The sequence below is a fragment of the Paenibacillus sp. Soil766 genome, assembly GCF_001428105.1.
Classification (GTDB): Bacteria; Bacillota; Bacilli; order Paenibacillales; family NBRC-103111; genus Paenibacillus_E.
Genome location: NZ_LMSJ01000001.1, coordinates 490094 through 508626, shown reverse-complemented (window position 1 = coordinate 508626; position 18533 = coordinate 490094). Strand labels below are relative to the sequence as shown.

The following is an 18533-nucleotide window of genomic DNA, read 5'->3' as shown; positions in this document are numbered from 1 at the left end:
CAAAGAGGAATAGCAGGGGAGCGAGGCTCCGAAAAGTCTTGAGGCAAAATCTACCCCTTTTGTTGATGTTCATTCCAGGCGTCATTTATTTTATTGTTTTCAGATACGTTCCGATGTTCGGTTTAATGATCGCCTTTAAGGATTACAGCTTCCGCTCAGGCATTATTGGAAGCGAATGGGTGGGACTGAAGCATTTCGAGAGCTTATTCAGAAGTCCTCAATCCTCTGACATCATTCTCAACTCGTTATGGCTAAGCCTATTAAGGCTTGTTGTCGGTTTTCCATTCCCGATCATACTGGCTATCCTGCTTAATGAGGTTAAGAAAACGTGGTTCAAGCGGAGCATGCAAACCGTCGTATTTTTACCACATTTTCTTTCGTGGGTAATCGTCGGTGGCATCGTTCTGACCCTATTTGCCCAGGAATCGGGTACCGTGAATATTTTGCTGGAAAACTGGCTCGGGCGAACATATTCCTTCTTGTATCAGATCCCATCTTGGATCACGATCTATCTTGGCTCGGGCATATGGAAAGAGGCCGGCTTCGGGGCGATCATTTATCTTGCTGCCCTAAGCTCGATCGACCCAGGCCTATATGAATCAGCAGCCATAGACGGAGCCAACAAATGGCGGCAAATCGTGAATATCACGTTGCCGGGGATAAGCACGGTTATTGTCATTATGCTGATCCTTTCTATGGGCGGCATTATGGAGGTGTCGTTCGATCAGGTCTATATCTTGGGAAATCCCGTAGTCTCCAGCGTATCCGAGGTAATCAGTACTTGGGTATACCGAATAGGTTTGCAGGGAGCTCAGTTCAGTCTCACAACCGCGATGGGTTTATTCGAATCGGCTGTCCACCTGGTCTTGATCGTGGCAGCGAACCAAATCGCGCGAAGGTTCGGTAAAGAATTATGGTAAGAAGGGAAGTTGATGGATGAAGGCTACTTTCGGAGAAAAATTGTTCTATGCAGCGAATTATTTCCTATTATCGCTTGCAGGTCTAAGCTGTATGCTTCCGCTTATTCATCTGTTTGCCATATCGCTCAGCGACCCCGGTGCGATTATGTCCGGCCGAGTTACGCTATGGCCGGTGCATTGGAATGTGCTGTCTTATGAGGCTTTGATTACCGGGACAAGAATTGTGGAGGCGTTCCGGAACAGTGTCCTCATTACCATTGTTGGGGTTGTGTTAAGTATGACTGCTTCAACGCTCGTTGCCTATCCGTTATCCAAACCGTATTTTTTCGGTCGGCGATTTTTCTCGATGGCCATCGTATTTACGATGATGTTTGGAGGGGGACTGATTCCCAATTATTTATTAATCAAATCGCTAGGGTTGATCAATTCGTACTGGGCGATTTGGCTTCCCGGGTTGATCAGTACCTATAACATGTGGGTGATGAAAACCTTCTTTCAGAATATTCCCGTCGAGTTGGAGAATGCTGCCCGTATCGACGGCTGCGGCGAATTCGGACTGCTTCTTCGGATCATCCTACCCACTTCATTGCCGATGATTGCCACGATTTCTTTGTTTTATGCTGTAGGTAATTGGAACAATTTTTTCGGAGTTCTGATCTACATTCATGATACGAGTAAACTGAACCTGGCCGTTCTGGTGCAGCAAATGGTATTTGCTGCCTCCGATCCAAATCTGGCTCTTCAATCCGATATGCAGGAATTGATTACGCCGGAAGGTGTAAAAGCAGCAGGTGTCCTCATCATGATTATACCGATGCTGATCGTGTATCCGTTCATCCAGAAGCACTTCGTGAAAGGCGTTATGATCGGCTCGTTGAAAGGATAATTGTGACATTCCGTATGGATAACCAAAGAGGAGCCGGACAACTACCATAGGAGCGGGTATCCGCAAAGGAAAGAGAACAACTAGCTTATATTGGAAAAGGGAGGTTTCTCAAATGATCAAAAACAAAAGATCGCCAATCACCGTTGCTGCTGTTTCCGTTATTTCACTTAGTCTCGCAATTGCCGGCTGCTCCACAAATGACAGTAATTCCGGAAGTTCTCCGGATGCTTCGGCATCCACAACAACACCTAAGAAAAAAGGCAATATATCGGTTGCGGTGCATGACCGAAGCAATGTGCCACCGGAACAAGGCACGATCGACAAAAACTGGGCAACGGATTGGATCAATGCCAACGGTCCAGTGAACGTCAAATTTGTTCCAATCCCGCGAAGCTCGGATACGAGCAAATACAATACACTGTTCGCGGCAGGTGACGTGCCAGATATCGTCTGGTCTTACGATTCCGAGTTTAAGGGACGATTAATCAACCAGCAGGAAGTGATGGCGTTGGATGAAGCCATTGAAAAGTACAGTAAACCCTATAAGCAGTTGCTTGCCTCGAACCCCGGCTTAAAGAAATTGACGACCCATTCGGACGGCCATATTTACCAGATCGGCCGAATCAACGGCCTGCAGCCTAACCATGCCTTGTTCATCCGCACCGATTGGCTGCAAAAACTGAACCTGCAGATACCGCAAACAACAGACGAGCTGCTTCAAGTCGCAAAAGCTTTCGCAACTCAAGATCCCGACGGAAACGGTAAGCAGGATACCTATGGGATTGCCCTTAGCGGGATTAGCGGGAACCAAATCGACTACATGTTCGGCAACATCGGGAATGTGAGCAAAGACGGGAAGCTTGTTAACGATTGGGAACGAAAAGAGGCGGCGCTGGCGTTCAAGAAGCAGGCATTCGACGCCGGCATTGTAGACAAAGACTTCTTGAACGATAAAGACGGCTCCAAAGCCAAGCAGGCTTGGGTTACCGGTAAGCTGGGATTTTATGCGGATAATATCAGTATATTCGGTGGTGTGCAGACGTTCACTACACTGAAGCAGAATAATCCTGCAGCACAGGTAGCGGTTATCCCGCTGCCGAAGAGCAAGTTCGGGCAATTCAGCGGTGCGATCATACCGCCTATCCAGGTGGTCGGTGTGGTAAATGCGGACGCGAAGGACCCACAAGCCGTCGTTCAATATATCGATTTCCTGTCCGAGAAGTCGACGATGGTGAAATTGGCATATGGCGATATTAATGCAGAGCACACATTGACCAAAGACGGGTATCCCCAATTAAAAGAGCTCAACAATCCGAAGTTTTCCTGGACGGGGGATCTGAACATCTTGATGTCGACGATCAACTTCGGCAGTCAAGCAGCCTATCTGAACTCCTTGAAGCCAGAAGCCAATCCGGTAGATAAAGAATGGATCGCATTATACAAGCAAGCACAGCAGGCTTATTTGTCCGCCGATCGTCCATGGCCAGGCGTTACATGGAATGAGTTCCTACCGGCATTGCCGAATGATTTGCAAACCATCAATTCCAACACGAGTCAAATGGGCGATTTCTTCTCCAAGGCGATTGTAAGCGGTACCTCATATTCCGTCGATAAAGCGATAAAGGACGCGAGGGATCTCTGGGATAAAGCGGGGGGCAGGGATATCGATACTTGGTGGGGAAAATGGTACGATGAGAACAAAGATAAGGTTTATTTGACGAAGGACTTATATAGTAAATAAGTGAACGGAATCTGCAACTGACATGACGGTCCGGAGGGCGAGGGAGATGCCGATGAGAGGAAAACATAGCGGGTTCTATCGATTGCTCTTTTCGTATCTCCCCATCTTATTCGTGATCAGCTCCATACTGATCATCAGCTTTTTCTTATTTGTCGTAAAGCTCTCGCAGAGTGAAACGAAAGGCGCGAACGAGTTCCTTGCTCATGCCGTCATGCAATCGGTGGATCAGGGATTAAAATCGATAGACAGCACAATTATGAATGAAATCGAAAGCGATAAGACCTTATCCAGCTTTTTTTCAGGCGGCCGCAATACGAACCCATACTATTTGAATTATGAAGTCGGGCGCAAGCTAAATGGATGGATCGAGGCGAATCCGTTAATGGATTCCGTCTATGTTGTCCGCTGGTCCGATGGACTTGTGATCACTTCTAACGGATTGACGGAGCTACAATCGTTTGCTGACCGAGAGTTCGTCGAACAGGAGAAAGCCAAACGATCATCCTTGTATTGGACGAACGCCAGATTGGATCGGATGAGCTCTCGGGTGATGGTTATTTCACTGGCCCGCAAAGCTCCTCTATTGATGGGGGAGCTTGGCATGGTCGTTGTTAACGTGCGGACTGATGCTATTTTGCATAATATCCAAGAAAATACGGCTTTTCAATATGGATTTTTGACGATTCAAGCAAATGGTGGCCAGCCTGTTCTAAGTACAGAGACCAGACCGGCCCTTAACGAAACCGATACTCCGAAATGGCAGTTTGCCGTCATGAAATCTCCCTACACAGGATGGGAGTTCGTCAGTGGGGTCAAGCGAGGAAACAGCTTCTCCATCGCTTCATTCTTTGCGTATGTGTGGATCGGACTAGCACTTCTGGTTACGATTCTGGGTAGCGTCTGGATGGTCTACATTACACGTAAAAATTATAAGCCTGTCGAAGCCTTAATGATGCGGATGCGAAGCCAGCTCGTGCAAAGCCGGTCGAAGAGGGATAAGGAAGGGCTTGACGACTTATCATTCATAGGATCTACTTTCGAAGAACTCATTGTTGAGCTGGAGGAGTTCCAGAAGCAGTCCGAGAGGGATATTAACATTAGACGCAAGCATTTGTTTCTTGAGTTGATGAAAGGTACGGATAAGGACATCGCAAACGAATGCGAGGAACTGCTTGAAAGGAATGTTCCTCCTTCGGCAGACAGTTTTCTGGTCACGATCGCCGAGATCGACCGATTCCATTCCTTCAATGCAAAGTACTCGATTTCAGACCAAAGCCTGCTGCGATATTTACTGACGAAAGTCATTCAAGAGACCGCGGAGCAGTGTTCCTTATGCATGCGGTGTGAATGGATTACGAAGCACCAACTGACGCTAATGATTAGCTTCGAGGCTTCGAACCAGAAGGATCCTGAAAAGTTGGTCAATGCCTACTGGCATCAAATATTGCAATGGATAGATGTTCACCTCAATTTCACTGTAACTGTAGGCGTGGGCACGCTTGTTACACAGCTTCAGGAACTGCCGTACTCTTACCGGCTTGCTGAGAATGTGCTTCATTACAAGTGGCTGCTTGAGAACCGCAAAATACTCCGGCAGGAGGACTTGGAGCTCAAAACAGGCAAAAACTTTTTTGAATTTCAGCATTTGGTCCGTGCGATCGTCAAATCGTTTCGAATCGGCAATGACGAATGGCTCTCCTGGTTCGACAAGCTATTTGATGAAATCAGAAGCAGTATACTGGCTCGCGAAGAAATGGTTCATTTGCTAAATTATCTTCTGTTCAATCTTGATAAAGAATTAACGATGCTGGAGATTGGCGTGAACAATGCATGGAAGGAAGCTGCATTATCCAGCATCCGTGAAGCGATAAAGAGAATGGAATCAGTGACGGATGCGGAAAGCAATGTGAGGGACATTCTGACCGAACTAGCGGCCCAGTTGCAATCGCTTAGGGAACAAGATAAAAATCATGAAACGATCCTTCACATCAAAGAGTTTATTGAACAAGATTACCATAACCCCGACTTGTCGCTGACCTCGATCAGCGATAAATTCGGCATGAGCGGCAATTACGCGAGTAAGCTGTTTAAAGAAACTTTCGGAGATACATTCGTCAATTATCTAATTCAGGTGCGAATGGAGAAAGCCAAAGAATATTTGGTGGAAACGTCTGAGCCGATACAAGATATATCTAATAATGTTGGATATATACATACGGTTTCATTTAACCGGGTGTTCAAAAAGGTAGTCGGCATGACGCCGGGGGAATTTCGTATGGTAAAAGGAAATGAATAGGCGATGGAGGCGTTAGTATAATCTTGGGTTCTTTGGGAAGGAGACTTGTTTCGGTCTCCTTCCTTTTGTGTGCAATAATCGGCTTTTATGGTGGCGCCACCCTCTTCTTGAACATCAAATTCCAGAGAAAACGTTCGCTGATCTGCTAAATTGCGACATATTTGCTTTCTTTTACGTCGCTCTGAACGATTCATGAACCTTCTCGTGCCAGATATAATAAATACCATAGCGAGCAGATTAGGGGGGAATAGCATGACTAAAATATCGAAAATTACACGAATGTACGAAAAAGGCAATTACGCTAACACCTATAAAGAAGTGGCAACAACAAATCCCGGATTGGCGTGGCGGGAAGGCATGATTAGTGGAAATGGCGAAAACGGGTATATCACTTCAGGGTCGCCTTATACGGACAGCTTTATTTTTCAAAATATGTGGTTCAACTATCCGTCTCGAGATCCAAGAGCGATTCCAGGAGAATTAACGGGGCAGCTTGCTGATGCCAGATGGAATGTTTTTAAACAAAACGATCAATGGAAGATTACTTTTCCGGACGGTAAAACGAGGGTAAGAACCTATCTTTATTGTTATCATCCGGGACACCAGCTCAGATTAGGCGTGACTGATAAGGGAGCTGTGTCTGATTATGAGAGATGGACGAATTATGAAACAGCCGAAACCGGAGTACGATACACCGATGAATTTGGCGAGTGGATCCGAACCTCGTTTACATCCAGAGAAGACAATGTTTCGATTACGAAGATCTCACAATCCTCTGAAGGCGCTAAGATCAATATGATCATCTCCATTGATGACATTTCGAGCATGTACAAATCGAGGGATGGTATGTCTGAGCTAACGGCGCTTCAATACAAAAAACTTGTGGAACAGAGTGCGGCATATATCGCGCAGGTTGCCCATTATCCATCCTATCAGGACAGCGAGCTGAGCAATGGTGGGTATGCAGGTCTGACGCAGATTATAGTTGTTAATGGAACCAAGAAGAGAGTACTGCTCGCTGACACGAATGAACCGATGAATGTAGGAATGGAACAGAATCCTGCGATCCAAGTGATCGACGCCGACGCCGTGTATTTAATTACGCAATCGAACAGGACATTTGATATGGGCAAAATCGAAGATTTTGCCGGAATGACGCAATACGCTATCGTAGACAATTTATTTCAGAACACGAATGCGGTCGCTGAAAAATATAAAGATGCCTATGGTAAATTCGATTATCAAGCTGCGCTCACGCCTCACGTCCTAAAGCATTCCGCAGAATTTAACGCTGTACAATTTACTCTTATAGGCGACGAGGATGACAAGAGCGCTGACAATGTAACGCTAATCAACGCACAAAAGGCATCAAAAACTAGAATAAATCATGCTTTTATGGAGCAGGTGTACAACCAAGGACGATATGCCTTACTATGCTGCAGCGGTTCAAGCGCTCCTCGCTTGTATGGGATGTGGACCGGGGAGTGGAATCCTGGCTGGCGAGGTATCTATACGCTTGATGCCAATGTGAATTTACAGGTTTCTCCGATGAATACAGGCCATTTCACGCAAGCCCAGCTTGGATACATCACTTTCTTTTTGAGAAACACGCCCGACTTCGAATACAATGCGCGAATGGCCTATGGGATGCATGATGCCCTACAGGTGTCGGTAAACTCGGACATCGACCGGGCAATGCATGTGGAATATGACAATGACTATCCGTTTGAATATTGGAATGCCGGAGCGAGCTGGTGTCTGCTCCCGATCTTCGAGTTTTGGCAGTGTTACGGCAATGGGCAGATTCCGATCAAAGACAACATGAGAATTCATGATCTGAAACCACTTCTCAGTATAAAGGACGGTGGGTTGACGGATGAAGAGTTCAGTCAATTGATCGAAAATGGATTTCTAGATTTGGAAAAGGATATTTTACTTCCGCTGCTGACAAAGCAGGCTAATTTCTGGGAGCAGCTATGTACGCCGGAATACTATACGGATATAAACGGTAATGCGTGCTATGAGAAAGGCAAAACTGCGTTAAATCCAGGTGAGAAATATTTGCTTATCCCTACCTACTCTCCAGAGAATAACCCGATCGGTTACAACAGTACGATTACGGCAAATGCCACGATGGATATTGCTGCAGCGCGGGATGGACTGCATATGGTCATATCCATGGAAAAAGCAGTAAAGCGCGACGGATATGAAACTGTTGTCACCAAATGGGAAGTATTGTTAGGACTAATGCCGGATTATAAGGTTGACAAAGACGGCGCTTTACGCGAATGGGCGATGAGTGAATATACGGAAAACAACAACCACCGCCATTTAAGCCATCTCTATCCGGCATGGCCTGCTTACGAAACGCAGAACAATACGGAGTTGACGGAAGCAGCAATCATCGCGGTTGAAAACAGAAATAAATACAATACAGGAGATGCGACGGCGGGACACGGCTGGATGCATAAGGCGCTGGTCTATGCCAGGTTAAAAAACGGTGACGGGGTCATCTCTTCTCTTCTGCCGATGATGACAGATTCCGGTTATTACACTTCCTTAATGACAGACCATGACACGAACAGAAGAAACGACTGCTATTGTACGGATACATTATTTGGTACTGTGGGGGCAGTAAATGAAGCGCTGCTATTTTCCAATACAGGTGAAATTGAAATACTTCCGGCGCTACCCTCTGAATGGAAATCGGGGTCAATAAAAGGATTAATGGCAAGGACCCGGGTAAAGGTTAGTGGGTTATTTTGGGACACTAACATTGCATGTGTTACATTAAAATCAGTTGTAAATCAAAATAAAGTAAAAGTAAAAGTGGGTATTCCTTGGACAAAAGCAATGGTTAACGCCCAAGAAGTAGAGGCGCTTGACGATGAATTTGGTAAACATATTCGCTTAACGCTGAATTCTGGCATAGACGTTACAGTTGTTTTTATTTTGTCCAATTGATGCGATGTTAGAGTTGTACACTTTTTCCCGTTTGTCTTCAATGACAGGTCACATTGTGATCAAAGGGCCTGCGCAAGGAGCGAAACTCACCTGCCGAGGTATTGTAGTATTTCTTAAAAGCAGTACAAAAGTGTTCCAATGAAGAAAAACCGACATGTCGCCCTATTTCACTAATGGTCATTGAGGTTGTAGTAAGAAGGTGAACGGCAGCTGTCATTCTTGATTGGGTCTTTTTTTGTGTAAACGATTGGCCATAATACTGTTGAATGGTTCTCTCCGTCTGTCTCACACTTAGTCCCAGTTTTTGAGCGAGCTTCTGTATAGTTAAATCATCATAGTTGTATAAAAAACTATTTTCAATGATAACGATTCTTTCGTCGTCTAAGGTTTTAAGCGGCATAGCAGAGGAGGTCAGAACATTATTTGTATAGTTTCTGACCAGCTTGATGACGATCTGCTCGATAATATGTTGAACCGTCAGGTAGTAGCCGATATATTGATTGGTTATTTCATAGGAGAGTTGCTCGAACAATGGCAACAAATTTTGCTTGTCCTGACCGAACCAGAAAGTAGTTTGAACGAATTGGTTTGCTATAGAGGAAAGATCCGGATCATCGTTAATGTTATTGGCCAACACTTCAAAGCATATGCAGTACTCCGCCATAGGGTCGGAGAGAACCGTCTTTTGCTCGTGCGCAATATCTGGGCCAGTCATATAAAGAGTGCCAGGATGTATCGGATAATTTCGGCCGTTTGCTACCAAGATTCCCTTTCCCTGAGGAATATAATGCAGTTCGTAGCTTTTCATACTATGGCTGTGCTCGAGAAAAGATTGATAAAAGACCCCGAATCTGATGTACAGAACGTTTAATATTAAACCGCCTAACGAAATCTTAACGTTCATATTTTCGACATTAACTTTTGGGAGCTCCATTTGACCAATCCCCCCTTTGCAGATTCTTTAATTTGTTTCGTAAGAAGATTTCAAGCAGCCCTTTAATTTATTATGTGTGTTCAATAAGCTTAACGCAAGCTCATACTTAACAATGGTATTTAAAGCTTTAAAATAGGCACACTTATCTTGGAAATGAACCGTATCATCGTAGGCACCCTTCAAATTATAATTTAGACATAAAGGTAATTACAGACATACAAAAATTTAGAAGGTGGTGATAGTTATGAATAATGACGTGTTTCTAAAACGCTTTCAAAATCAGCTGCCTTTTCAGCTTTTTGTCTGGGCCGGTCTTGTGTTCCTGTTGATTTTTAGTTACATTCCGATGTTTGGAATTATTATTGCGTTCAAGAATTATAAAATATCGACAGGAATTGAAGGTATTTTTACAAGCTCGTGGGCCGGGCTTACCCACTTCAAAGAGTTAATTAGTGATTACAATTTTCCGATGCTAGTGCGCAATACGCTGGTTTTAAGCTTGTTAAAAATCATCTTTTCCTACCCGATCCCGATTTTGTTTGCCATTCTGCTCAGTGAAGTGAAGCATGTATTCCTCAAACGTTTCGTCCAGACGGTCAGTTACTTGCCACATTTTGTCTCCTGGGTAGTTGTAACTGGCATCGCTTATTCGTTCTTCTCAAGCGGTTTCGGCATCATTAATTACCTATTGCAATCGCTCCATCTAGTGGATAAACCGCTCGACATTCTGACGAACCCGGATGCCTTCTGGGGACTCGCAGTTTCTACGGCCATCTGGAAAGAGGCCGGATGGTGGACGATTATATTTCTTGCGGCACTTGCCGGCATCGATCCTTCACTCTATGAGGCTGCGGAAATCGATGGTGCGGGGCGGCTTAAGCGAATTCTCTATATAACGCTGCCCGGGCTGAAGAACGCAAGCATTGTTGTTTTGATTCTGACAATTGGCAGCATGCTAGGCGGCGGATTAGTCGGATCGAATTTTGAACAGGCGATGCTGCTCGGCAATACATTAAACAGCGAGAAGTCTCAGATCATTCAAACCTACGCTTTCACGATTGGGCTTGCGCAAGGAAGATTCTCGTTCGCAACCGCAATTGATTTGATGCAATCCGTTATTTCGGTCATGCTGATTTTCACCAGCAATGCGATTGCCAAGCGTGTATCAGGAACTGGATTATTTTAGCTCGACAAGAAAAAAAGAGGTGATCCATTTTGCGCAGAAGAAAAACAGTCGAGGATCGCGTACTGGATTCCATTATAGCGATCATCCTAGTCATCATCGTTTTTGTTACGGTATATCCGTTCTATTACATTTTGTTGATTACGTTTAACGCCGGCACCGATACAGCCGCCGGAGGCATGTATCTATGGCCGAGAAGCTTCACACTCGGTAACTATCTCTATTTCCTCGAAAATCCGAAGTGGATTAAATCATTAGGTATTTCGGTGCTTCGAACTGTCATAGGGACATCGCTTGCCGTTCTCTTTACTTGTTTAGTTGCGTATGGACTGTCCAAGAAAGATCTGATTTTCAGGAGAAGCTATTTCTTAATTGTAATCGTATCCATGAACTTCTCCGGCGGATTGATCTCCTATTATATCGTTTTAAAGAGCCTTAAATTGATCAATACATTTGGTGTTTATGTCATTCCGAGCATGCTGAATCTGTTTTTCCTGCTAATCGCGATCTCCTTTTTTAGGGAAATTCCCGATGAACTTGGGGAATCGGCGCGTATGGATGGCGCCTCTGAAATTCACATTTTCACAAAGATCATACTTCCGGTTTCTATGCCGCTACTTGCAACGATGAGTTTATTCTTAGGCTCAGGACAGTGGAACTCATGGCTTGATTCCGCTTATTTCGTACAGGACGAGAACTTGCGTACGCTGACCTATCGAATGATGCAAGTCATTAATCAGTCGATGGTCCCTTCGGGAGAAGCGCAGATGGCCGCCATGTCGCGATCGAGCGTCACACCATTTTCAATTCAGGCCACCGCCATGGTTGTTTCGATCGTTCCGATTCTCGTCGTGTATCCATTTCTACAGAAGCATTTCGTATCGGGTATAATGCTTGGTTCCGTCAAGGGTTGAAAGCAATATTTTTATAGCACTCTTATTTGGATGTCAATTGGAATGCTTGAAAATAAGAAGTTATTATGAAGGGGGAAAGAAAATGAAAAAACGAATCGAAATAATCACCAAAATGGTAGTCGCTCCACTTCTGATAGGGGGTGTTCTTGCGGGGTGCAGCACAAGTACGGATAATGGGGGAAATTATTCAGTGAGTGGTACTCCAGCGGCCACCAAAACCGCTGTTGGTACAAGCGAGAATCCAAGTTCCTGTACATCACCTGTCGAGCTAAATATGTTCGTCGATGCCACGTGGTATCCGTTTCAGGAATGGTCGGGTGAAATCCCGGAAGCGATTACAAAAGCAACCTGTGTGAAGCCAAAAGTCACTGTTGCTACCGATGACAAGCAATTGGCTTTGATGACGGCCTCCGGTGATTTGCCAGATATCGTGGTCTCTTTCAACTTCAAACTCATGTCAGATGCGAAACTTAGTCTTCCGTACAATCAAATTTTTCCGAAGTACGCTCCAGATGTAAAATTTGATCCAATTAAAGAGCTGGTTAGTACTGTAACTGATGGAAATTATTACGCCATCCGCAATGATTTCTCAACGGAAGCCGAGTGGAAAGCCAATCCTTACGCACATATGATGGTTCCGGGACTTGCTATGCGCAAAGATATTTTGGATGAAATCGGAAATCCAGCTATCAAATCGATTGACGACCTTAATAAGGTTTTCACCGATGTTAAAGCAAAGCACCCGGAAATGACGCCATTAATCTTGAACCCAAATTGGCAAAGACCTTTTTTTGATACGCAATTCGGTGCTCAGGGTGGGTTTGTAGACAAGAACGGCAAGATAGAATATTACCTCAGACAGGATGAGGTTCGCAAGTCAATGCTTTATATGAACAGTTTGTATCGCAACGGCTTTGTCACGTCGGAAAATTTCGCATATAAGAACGAGTCGGAGACCGAGCAAATGGTACTTGCCGGCAAAGGCTTTGCTTACACGTGGACTTATTCCGCTGCGGATCGCCTCAATGCAGACTCAAAAGATAAAAATCTTAAGTTCGTTCAACTAGCGGAGCCACTCGGGCCGAGCGCATCCATCATCAGTACCGGAACTGGCGGACTAGGAATGTACGTAACGAAGAACAATAAAAATGTCGAGGCGACCGTGAGGCTACTCAAATACTTATTTTCGGAAGAGGGCTGGAGAACAGCGGAGTGGGGAATTAAAGATAAGGATTGGACCCTGAACGCAGCAGGATATCCGGAATTTAATTATGATGTTCAAAATATTGAAGTTCTCAAGAAGAAAGGTGTTTACTGGTGGGGCGTGCCAACGGAGAGCGGTGTTGGCATGGCTTTAAGCTCTTACAAGAAAGGCTCGGAAACGACACGCCAAGGGGAAGCCTACTCTAAAATTACGAAATATAACCCGGCGATCGGCATGATTAATCCGGATACTGATTCTCCGGAGCAGATTATTCGGGCAAATATCGATAATATGGTAAAAACGGAAGTCACGAAAGTGTATCTTTCGAAATCGGAGGCGGAAGCCGCAAAAGCGTACGATGACATGCTAAGCAAGGCTGAGAAAATCGGGATGACCAAACTGGAATCATGGGCTACAAAGCAATACGGACCCTTGAAGGAAAAATACGATAGTTTGACAAAATCAAAATAAGAGAACATATAAAAAACTCATACGGAATGTAGCCACATTGGATGGTCTATCATGCCGTATGAGTTCGTTCATTTTTGGAAACGGAGCCGTGAAGAGTATGCGTATGAGTACTAAAATGATTGTAGGCTATATTCTTCTGATTATTATTCCTTTCCTTACTTTTGCCTATTTTGTTTATAGCCAGATGAATGACAAGTTTATTGCGCAATACCAACAAGCTAATCAGCAGAATATTGAACAATTAGCTGTTAATCTTGACGCTAGTCTAGTTAAGATCGAATCACTTTACTCGATATATCAGAATAACAACGCTTTAATTGAATTTTTGCGAGGAGACTACACGAATGATCGAGATTTAATTTACGCCTATCTGAAAGAAATCGTACCCGCTATTTCATTTTCATATCTTGGAGAAAAACTTGTGCGAAATCTTACCATATACCCTAAATACGAAGAACGTTTACTGAATGTTACCGGTTTTAAGGCGTATCGCGAATTGGAAGATGTCATTAAAACCTCTGATTGGAAGGCAATGGGTCCGAAAAAAGGGATATGGGCAATCGATTCCATCGGTGAAATACCAACTCTGGCTTACTTTCACAAGATTTATAACGATTCATACTCTAACGATTTTGGTGTACTTCAAATTACCGTTCAATCCATATTCTTTGAGGAGTTCCTCGATCAGCTTAGGAGTCTCCATCCTAACAATGTGATCCTATTGGTGAGTCAAGATGGTACCATCGTGTATCAAAAAATGGACAATTCATTACCCGAAAATCAACTAATGGAGATTAAGTCTTCCGCACGTGCGAATGGGAGTAAAACGTTTATGACTGATCGTAACCAAATGCTTGTCAATTCAACGGACTTGTCGAGACTGGGGCTTACGATTATTGAAATTAACCAGAAGGATGCCTTGTTTACGCTGCTACGCCATAAGATCTGGTGGATAATGGGGGGCTTTGCATTGCTTGCCTTGTTAACCCTTCTTTATTACATTTTTGTTTCTTCCTTGACCAAACGACTCCTTCTATTATCGCGACATATGCGCCGGGTAGAAGCTGATTCCTTATATCATCCGTACAATGGGCGCGTAGGAAAAGATGAGGTTGGGTTTCTGATCTTGAACTACAATGGCATGATCAATCGAATTGATGAACTGGTAAACCGTGTCCAAAAAGTAGAATTGCTGAAGAAAGAAGCTGAGTTTAGAATGCTGCAAGCGCAAATCCAGCCCCATTTTTTATATAATACGCTGGAAACGATGCGCATGCTGGCCAGGGCAAGTGGTGATTCCACTGTTGCGGATATGGCTTATTCCCTTGGGGATCTTTTGCGATACAGTTTGTCGAAACAAGATGAAACGACTTTTCAGGATGAATTGAACAATGTAAAAAGATACCTCTCCATCCATCAAATTCGGATGAGAGATCTTTACTATGAGATAGTCCCTGAAGAAGGGCTGATGACGTTAAAATGTCCGAGGTTTATTTTACAACCTCTTGTTGAAAATAGTATCATTCATGGTCTATCGAAGCTAAGAGGGGCCAAGCAAATCGCTATACGATTTGCCAAGGAGCAGGATTACGCTATCATCGAAGTGTCTGACAACGGATCAGGTATTTCCGAAGATGCGCTTACAGTACTGCGGCAAGTACTTGCAGGCGAGGCTGTTAGTGGTATTTCTGAAACACAAGGAATGGGCATTGGCCTTACAAATGTAGCCGAACGGGTGAAAGCGTATTTCGGGGGGCAATCAGGCGTGATGTTTAGCAGCATTCCTGGTGAAGGGACAGTTTGTTCACTTCGACTTTATTTAAAGGAGAACGGCGATGCTGAAATTAATGATCGTGGACGATGAACAGATTATATTGGCTGGCATACGGGATATGGTAGAAAAGGAGAATACAGCTTTCACCAAGGTTGTTACAGCAAACGATGGTATCGATGCGCTTGAAAAGATGGATTACTTTCGTCCTGACTTAATAATAACTGACATTCAAATGCCTGAAATGGATGGTTTGACTCTGATTCGCGAGGCTCAAAAGAAAGATGTCTCCCACTTTATCATTCTCTCGGGTTATGACGAGTTTAAATATGCACGTGAAGGTATTCGCTTGCAAGTTAAAGAATACTTGTTGAAACCTATTAATCAGTTGGAGTTAGCCGAATTATTAAAAAGAATGGCAATTGATATTATGGAGGAGAAACAAGCCACTCAGCTTAAAAGGCAAGAAGCTGGGGAACCACAAGGGAATTCTAATGAGAATATCAGAATCTTAATTGACTATATAAAGACAAATTATATGAAGGATATTTCTCTTGGTGACGCTGCCTCTTTGTTGGATCAGCATCCTGTGTATGTAGGGCAAATATTCAAAAAAGAAACGGGTAACACATTCAACTTTCTTCTCAATGAAGTCCGAGTAGAGAAGGCTAAGCAGCTCCTGATTGGGATGAAGGGGATGTCTTTGGACAAAATTGCGAAACACGTAGGCTACGAAAATCACCGGACATTTTACAAAGTTTTTCGTAAATATACAGGTCAAACACCAGGCGACTATAGGGAAGCTTTTTTTGTCATCTCGGTTGATGGCGGCATATCTGATCCGAGTTAGTGAATAGGAGAGTGGTTACGTGTCTGATGAATTCCCGAATAGCTAGGCTACACTAAGAAATTGAATCACAAATGTCTTCTATTGTATCAAAATCACGCTAGTTTAACCTTCTTTATGAAAAGGCACTGTGTATTATTTTAAATTTACGTTGCTTCGTGTCCACAACCTCAAAAAATTCGACAATACGGGGGAAGATTTGGAAGATTTGATCTCCATCGGGACCCGAATAAGGGCACGAAGTTGGCGACTTTTGCGGCGCGTTGTATTGAAAATGAGATTCTGATGCATCTGCGCTCATTGAAGAAAACGCGGAAAGATGTTTCTTTGCATGACCCGATCGGAACGGATAAAGAGGGGAATGAAATTACGCTTATCGACATCCTCGGCAGCGAGGCGGACGATGTGGTGGATGCGGTGCAGTTGAAGATTGAGAAGTCGAAAATTTACAGAAATTTGGAAATTTTGGACGACCGGGAGAAGGAAGTTGTGGTTGGTCGGTTTGGGCTTGAACTTGGTGGGGAAGAGCGGACACAGCGGGAGAGTGCGAAGGAGCTGGGGATTTCACGTTCGTATGTGTCGCGGATAGAAAAGCGGGCTTTAATGAAGCTGTATCATGAGTTTTATAAGGCGAAGCGGTAAGTCGTCGTTAGGTTGTAGAATCGTATTCTTCATTTATTTGGCATCAAATAATGGAGGCGAAGACAATGACTGCCTTAATTCAAATTGAGCATGTTAGTAAATTTTATCATATGGGAGGCGAGACGGTTCGTGCGTTGGATGACATTACGTTAGACATCGTGCAGGGGGAGTTTGTCGCCATCATGGGGCCTTCGGGCTCTGGCAAGTCCACGCTGATGAATATCATCGGCTGTTTGGACATTTCGGATGAAGGGGTCTACACCCTTGATGGGAAACAGATTCACGCCATGAAGGATTCACAGCTGGCCGAGATACGGAATCGGAAAATAGGGTTCGTTTTCCAAAGCTTCAATCTGCTGCCGAGATTAAACGCTTATGAGAATGTGGAGTTACCGTTGATTTATCGCGGACTGTCTAGAAAACAGCGGGAGCCGCTTGTCTTTCAAGCGCTGGAAGCGGTTGATTTGCTGGATCGCCGGAAGCACTTTCCTTCGGAGCTTTCTGGTGGGCAGCAGCAACGGGTTGCTATTGCTCGGACGTTGGCTGGTGACCCACCGATCATCTTGGCAGATGAACCTACGGGAGCGCTGGATTCGAAGACGGGTGTGGAGATCATGGATATTTTCAGGCGGTTAAATGAGCAGGGGCGGACGATTATTGTGATTACGCATGATCGGCAGGTTGCGGAGCAGGCGAAGCGGATTGTGCAGTTTAGGGATGGGCGGTTGGTGCATTGAGTACGGAATGCATTAGTGAAATTTAAACATCAGAATTGATATTACGCAGTAAGCCCGTTCAAATCGCACGGGTTTATTTTTATTCTTGAAGTATAAATGTATCATACGAAAAAGCCAGGTCAAAATCGTGTGATGATGATCTTCATGATCAAGGAAATAACAAATAATTAATTGATCAAGGAAAATAAAGATCGTTAGTGGAAATTAAAGTGTGTTACTGGAAAATAGAGTTCGTTAGTGAATGTTTACTTTTGTAAACATTCATTTTTTTATTTCTAGGGAGTTCTTTGATTAATGAAAGGGTTGCCGCGACGAGGTAGTCATTCACTTCGAGGGACGGGCAGGTTTTGCGTGGAATGGGTCACCTCAAGAAGGTATAATGGTTAATGATTATTAAGTGGATACGAAAGGCGTGAATTTCCTTTGAAACCAAAATTGGTCCCTCTAAGAATTCCATCAAGATGGATGATTTCCTTAAACAATTTTCATGAAATCTCAACAGATGAATTTACAGATGATACTTATGAAAATGTTTTGGAGTTAGACGAAGACATCTTGCAAATTGTCAGCCAAGATCATAAAAGAATAGTAGATCTTGGTTGGTATCCATCATTAAATCCTAACGGACAGTATAAGGTTAAGCTAGTTGAGTTAGTTGATGAAGAGAGACAACCCGAAAAGTGGGACTCACCTTTGTTTACATTCAGCTCGAGGAGCGTGAGTGTAATAAAAGATAAAATTGATTGATTAAATCTTACAAGAGGTCATTGAGGGTCGCTTGTAGATAATTAACTTGAATGTTGCTATTACCTGGAGTTTAATTTATTACTAACAGTAAAATAGGATCCAGAAAGATTCGTGTCCGACAAGAGGCATTTAGGTGGGTAATCACATTACTCGAAGAAACGGCTGTCGTTTTCTCAACTTTTTATTTTGGGATTTTGGTAACGGTATATGTCATTATATAATCACTAGTTCAATACAAAGAGGTGCAAAATAACTTGGAGAACAGACTAACATCTA

Annotated in this window: 13 protein-coding genes and 1 pseudogene; 13 read left to right on the top strand and 1 reads right to left on the bottom strand. The window is 43.9% G+C overall.

The window, feature by feature from the left end; all coding sequences use genetic code 11:
- Positions 1–65: 65 nt before the first annotated feature.
- From ASG89_RS01765 to ASG89_RS01745, 5 genes are all read left to right on the top strand, one after another.
- Positions 66–920 (top strand): ABC transporter permease, encoded by an 855-nt coding sequence (locus ASG89_RS01765; protein WP_235549551.1) that lies wholly within the window; start codon positions 66–68, stop codon positions 918–920.
- Positions 921–936: 16 nt separating this feature from the next.
- The gene (locus tag ASG89_RS01760) at positions 937–1806 is read left to right on the top strand and encodes a carbohydrate ABC transporter permease (RefSeq protein WP_057308570.1); all 870 of its coding nucleotides are present in this window, start codon (positions 937–939) and stop codon (positions 1804–1806) included.
- Between the two features lie 112 nt (positions 1807–1918).
- Positions 1919–3547: a hypothetical protein gene (locus tag ASG89_RS01755; RefSeq protein WP_057308569.1), complete on the top strand. Its 1629-nt coding sequence runs from the start codon at positions 1919–1921 to the stop codon at positions 3545–3547.
- A 46-nt stretch (positions 3548–3593) separates the two neighbouring features.
- Entirely contained in the window at positions 3594–5843 is a 2250-nt protein-coding gene (locus ASG89_RS01750) for a helix-turn-helix domain-containing protein (RefSeq protein WP_057308568.1), read from the top strand.
- A gap of 252 nt (positions 5844–6095) precedes the next feature.
- The gene (locus ASG89_RS01745) at positions 6096–8807 is read left to right on the top strand and encodes a glycosyl hydrolase family 95 catalytic domain-containing protein (RefSeq protein WP_057308567.1); all 2712 of its coding nucleotides are present in this window, start codon (positions 6096–6098) and stop codon (positions 8805–8807) included.
- 37 nt (positions 8808–8844) lie between these two features.
- On the opposite strand, the gene ASG89_RS01740 is transcribed toward ASG89_RS01745, so the two are convergent.
- Positions 8845–9741 (bottom strand): AraC family transcriptional regulator, encoded by an 897-nt coding sequence (locus tag ASG89_RS01740; RefSeq protein WP_057308566.1) that lies wholly within the window; start codon positions 9739–9741, stop codon positions 8845–8847.
- A 244-nt stretch (positions 9742–9985) separates the two neighbouring features.
- Here ASG89_RS01740 and ASG89_RS01735 point away from each other — a divergent pair, with 244 nt between their 5' ends.
- The 8 genes and pseudogenes from ASG89_RS01735 (at position 9986) to ASG89_RS01700 (ending at position 18257) form a co-directional block, all read left to right on the top strand.
- A complete protein-coding gene (locus ASG89_RS01735; RefSeq protein WP_057308565.1) occupies positions 9986–10927 on the top strand; it encodes an ABC transporter permease in 942 nt (313 codons plus the stop codon).
- 29 nt (positions 10928–10956) lie between these two features.
- Complete coding sequence (locus ASG89_RS01730; protein ID WP_057308564.1) at positions 10957–11838, top strand: carbohydrate ABC transporter permease; 882 nt, start codon at positions 10957–10959, stop codon at positions 11836–11838.
- Between the two features lie 82 nt (positions 11839–11920).
- Positions 11921–13513: an extracellular solute-binding protein gene (locus ASG89_RS01725; protein WP_057308563.1), complete on the top strand. Its 1593-nt coding sequence runs from the start codon at positions 11921–11923 to the stop codon at positions 13511–13513.
- Positions 13514–13616: 103 nt separating this feature from the next.
- Positions 13617–15377, top strand: coding sequence for a sensor histidine kinase (locus tag ASG89_RS01720; RefSeq protein ID WP_057308562.1), 1761 nt, complete (start codon positions 13617–13619; stop codon positions 15375–15377).
- Positions 15349–16134 (top strand): response regulator, encoded by a 786-nt coding sequence (locus tag ASG89_RS01715; protein WP_057308561.1) that lies wholly within the window; start codon positions 15349–15351, stop codon positions 16132–16134. Before ASG89_RS01720 ends, ASG89_RS01715 begins: the two co-directional genes overlap by 29 nt.
- Before the next feature lie 151 nt (positions 16135–16285).
- A pseudogene (locus ASG89_RS01710) lies at positions 16286–16773 on the top strand (sigma-70 family RNA polymerase sigma factor); the annotation flags it as partial.
- A gap of 65 nt (positions 16774–16838) precedes the next feature.
- Positions 16839–17510, top strand: coding sequence for an ABC transporter ATP-binding protein (locus tag ASG89_RS01705; protein ID WP_057308560.1), 672 nt, complete (start codon positions 16839–16841; stop codon positions 17508–17510).
- 423 nt (positions 17511–17933) lie between these two features.
- The gene (locus ASG89_RS01700; protein ID WP_057308559.1) at positions 17934–18257 is read left to right on the top strand and encodes a hypothetical protein; all 324 of its coding nucleotides are present in this window, start codon (positions 17934–17936) and stop codon (positions 18255–18257) included.
- The last annotated feature ends 276 nt before the right edge of the window (positions 18258–18533 follow it).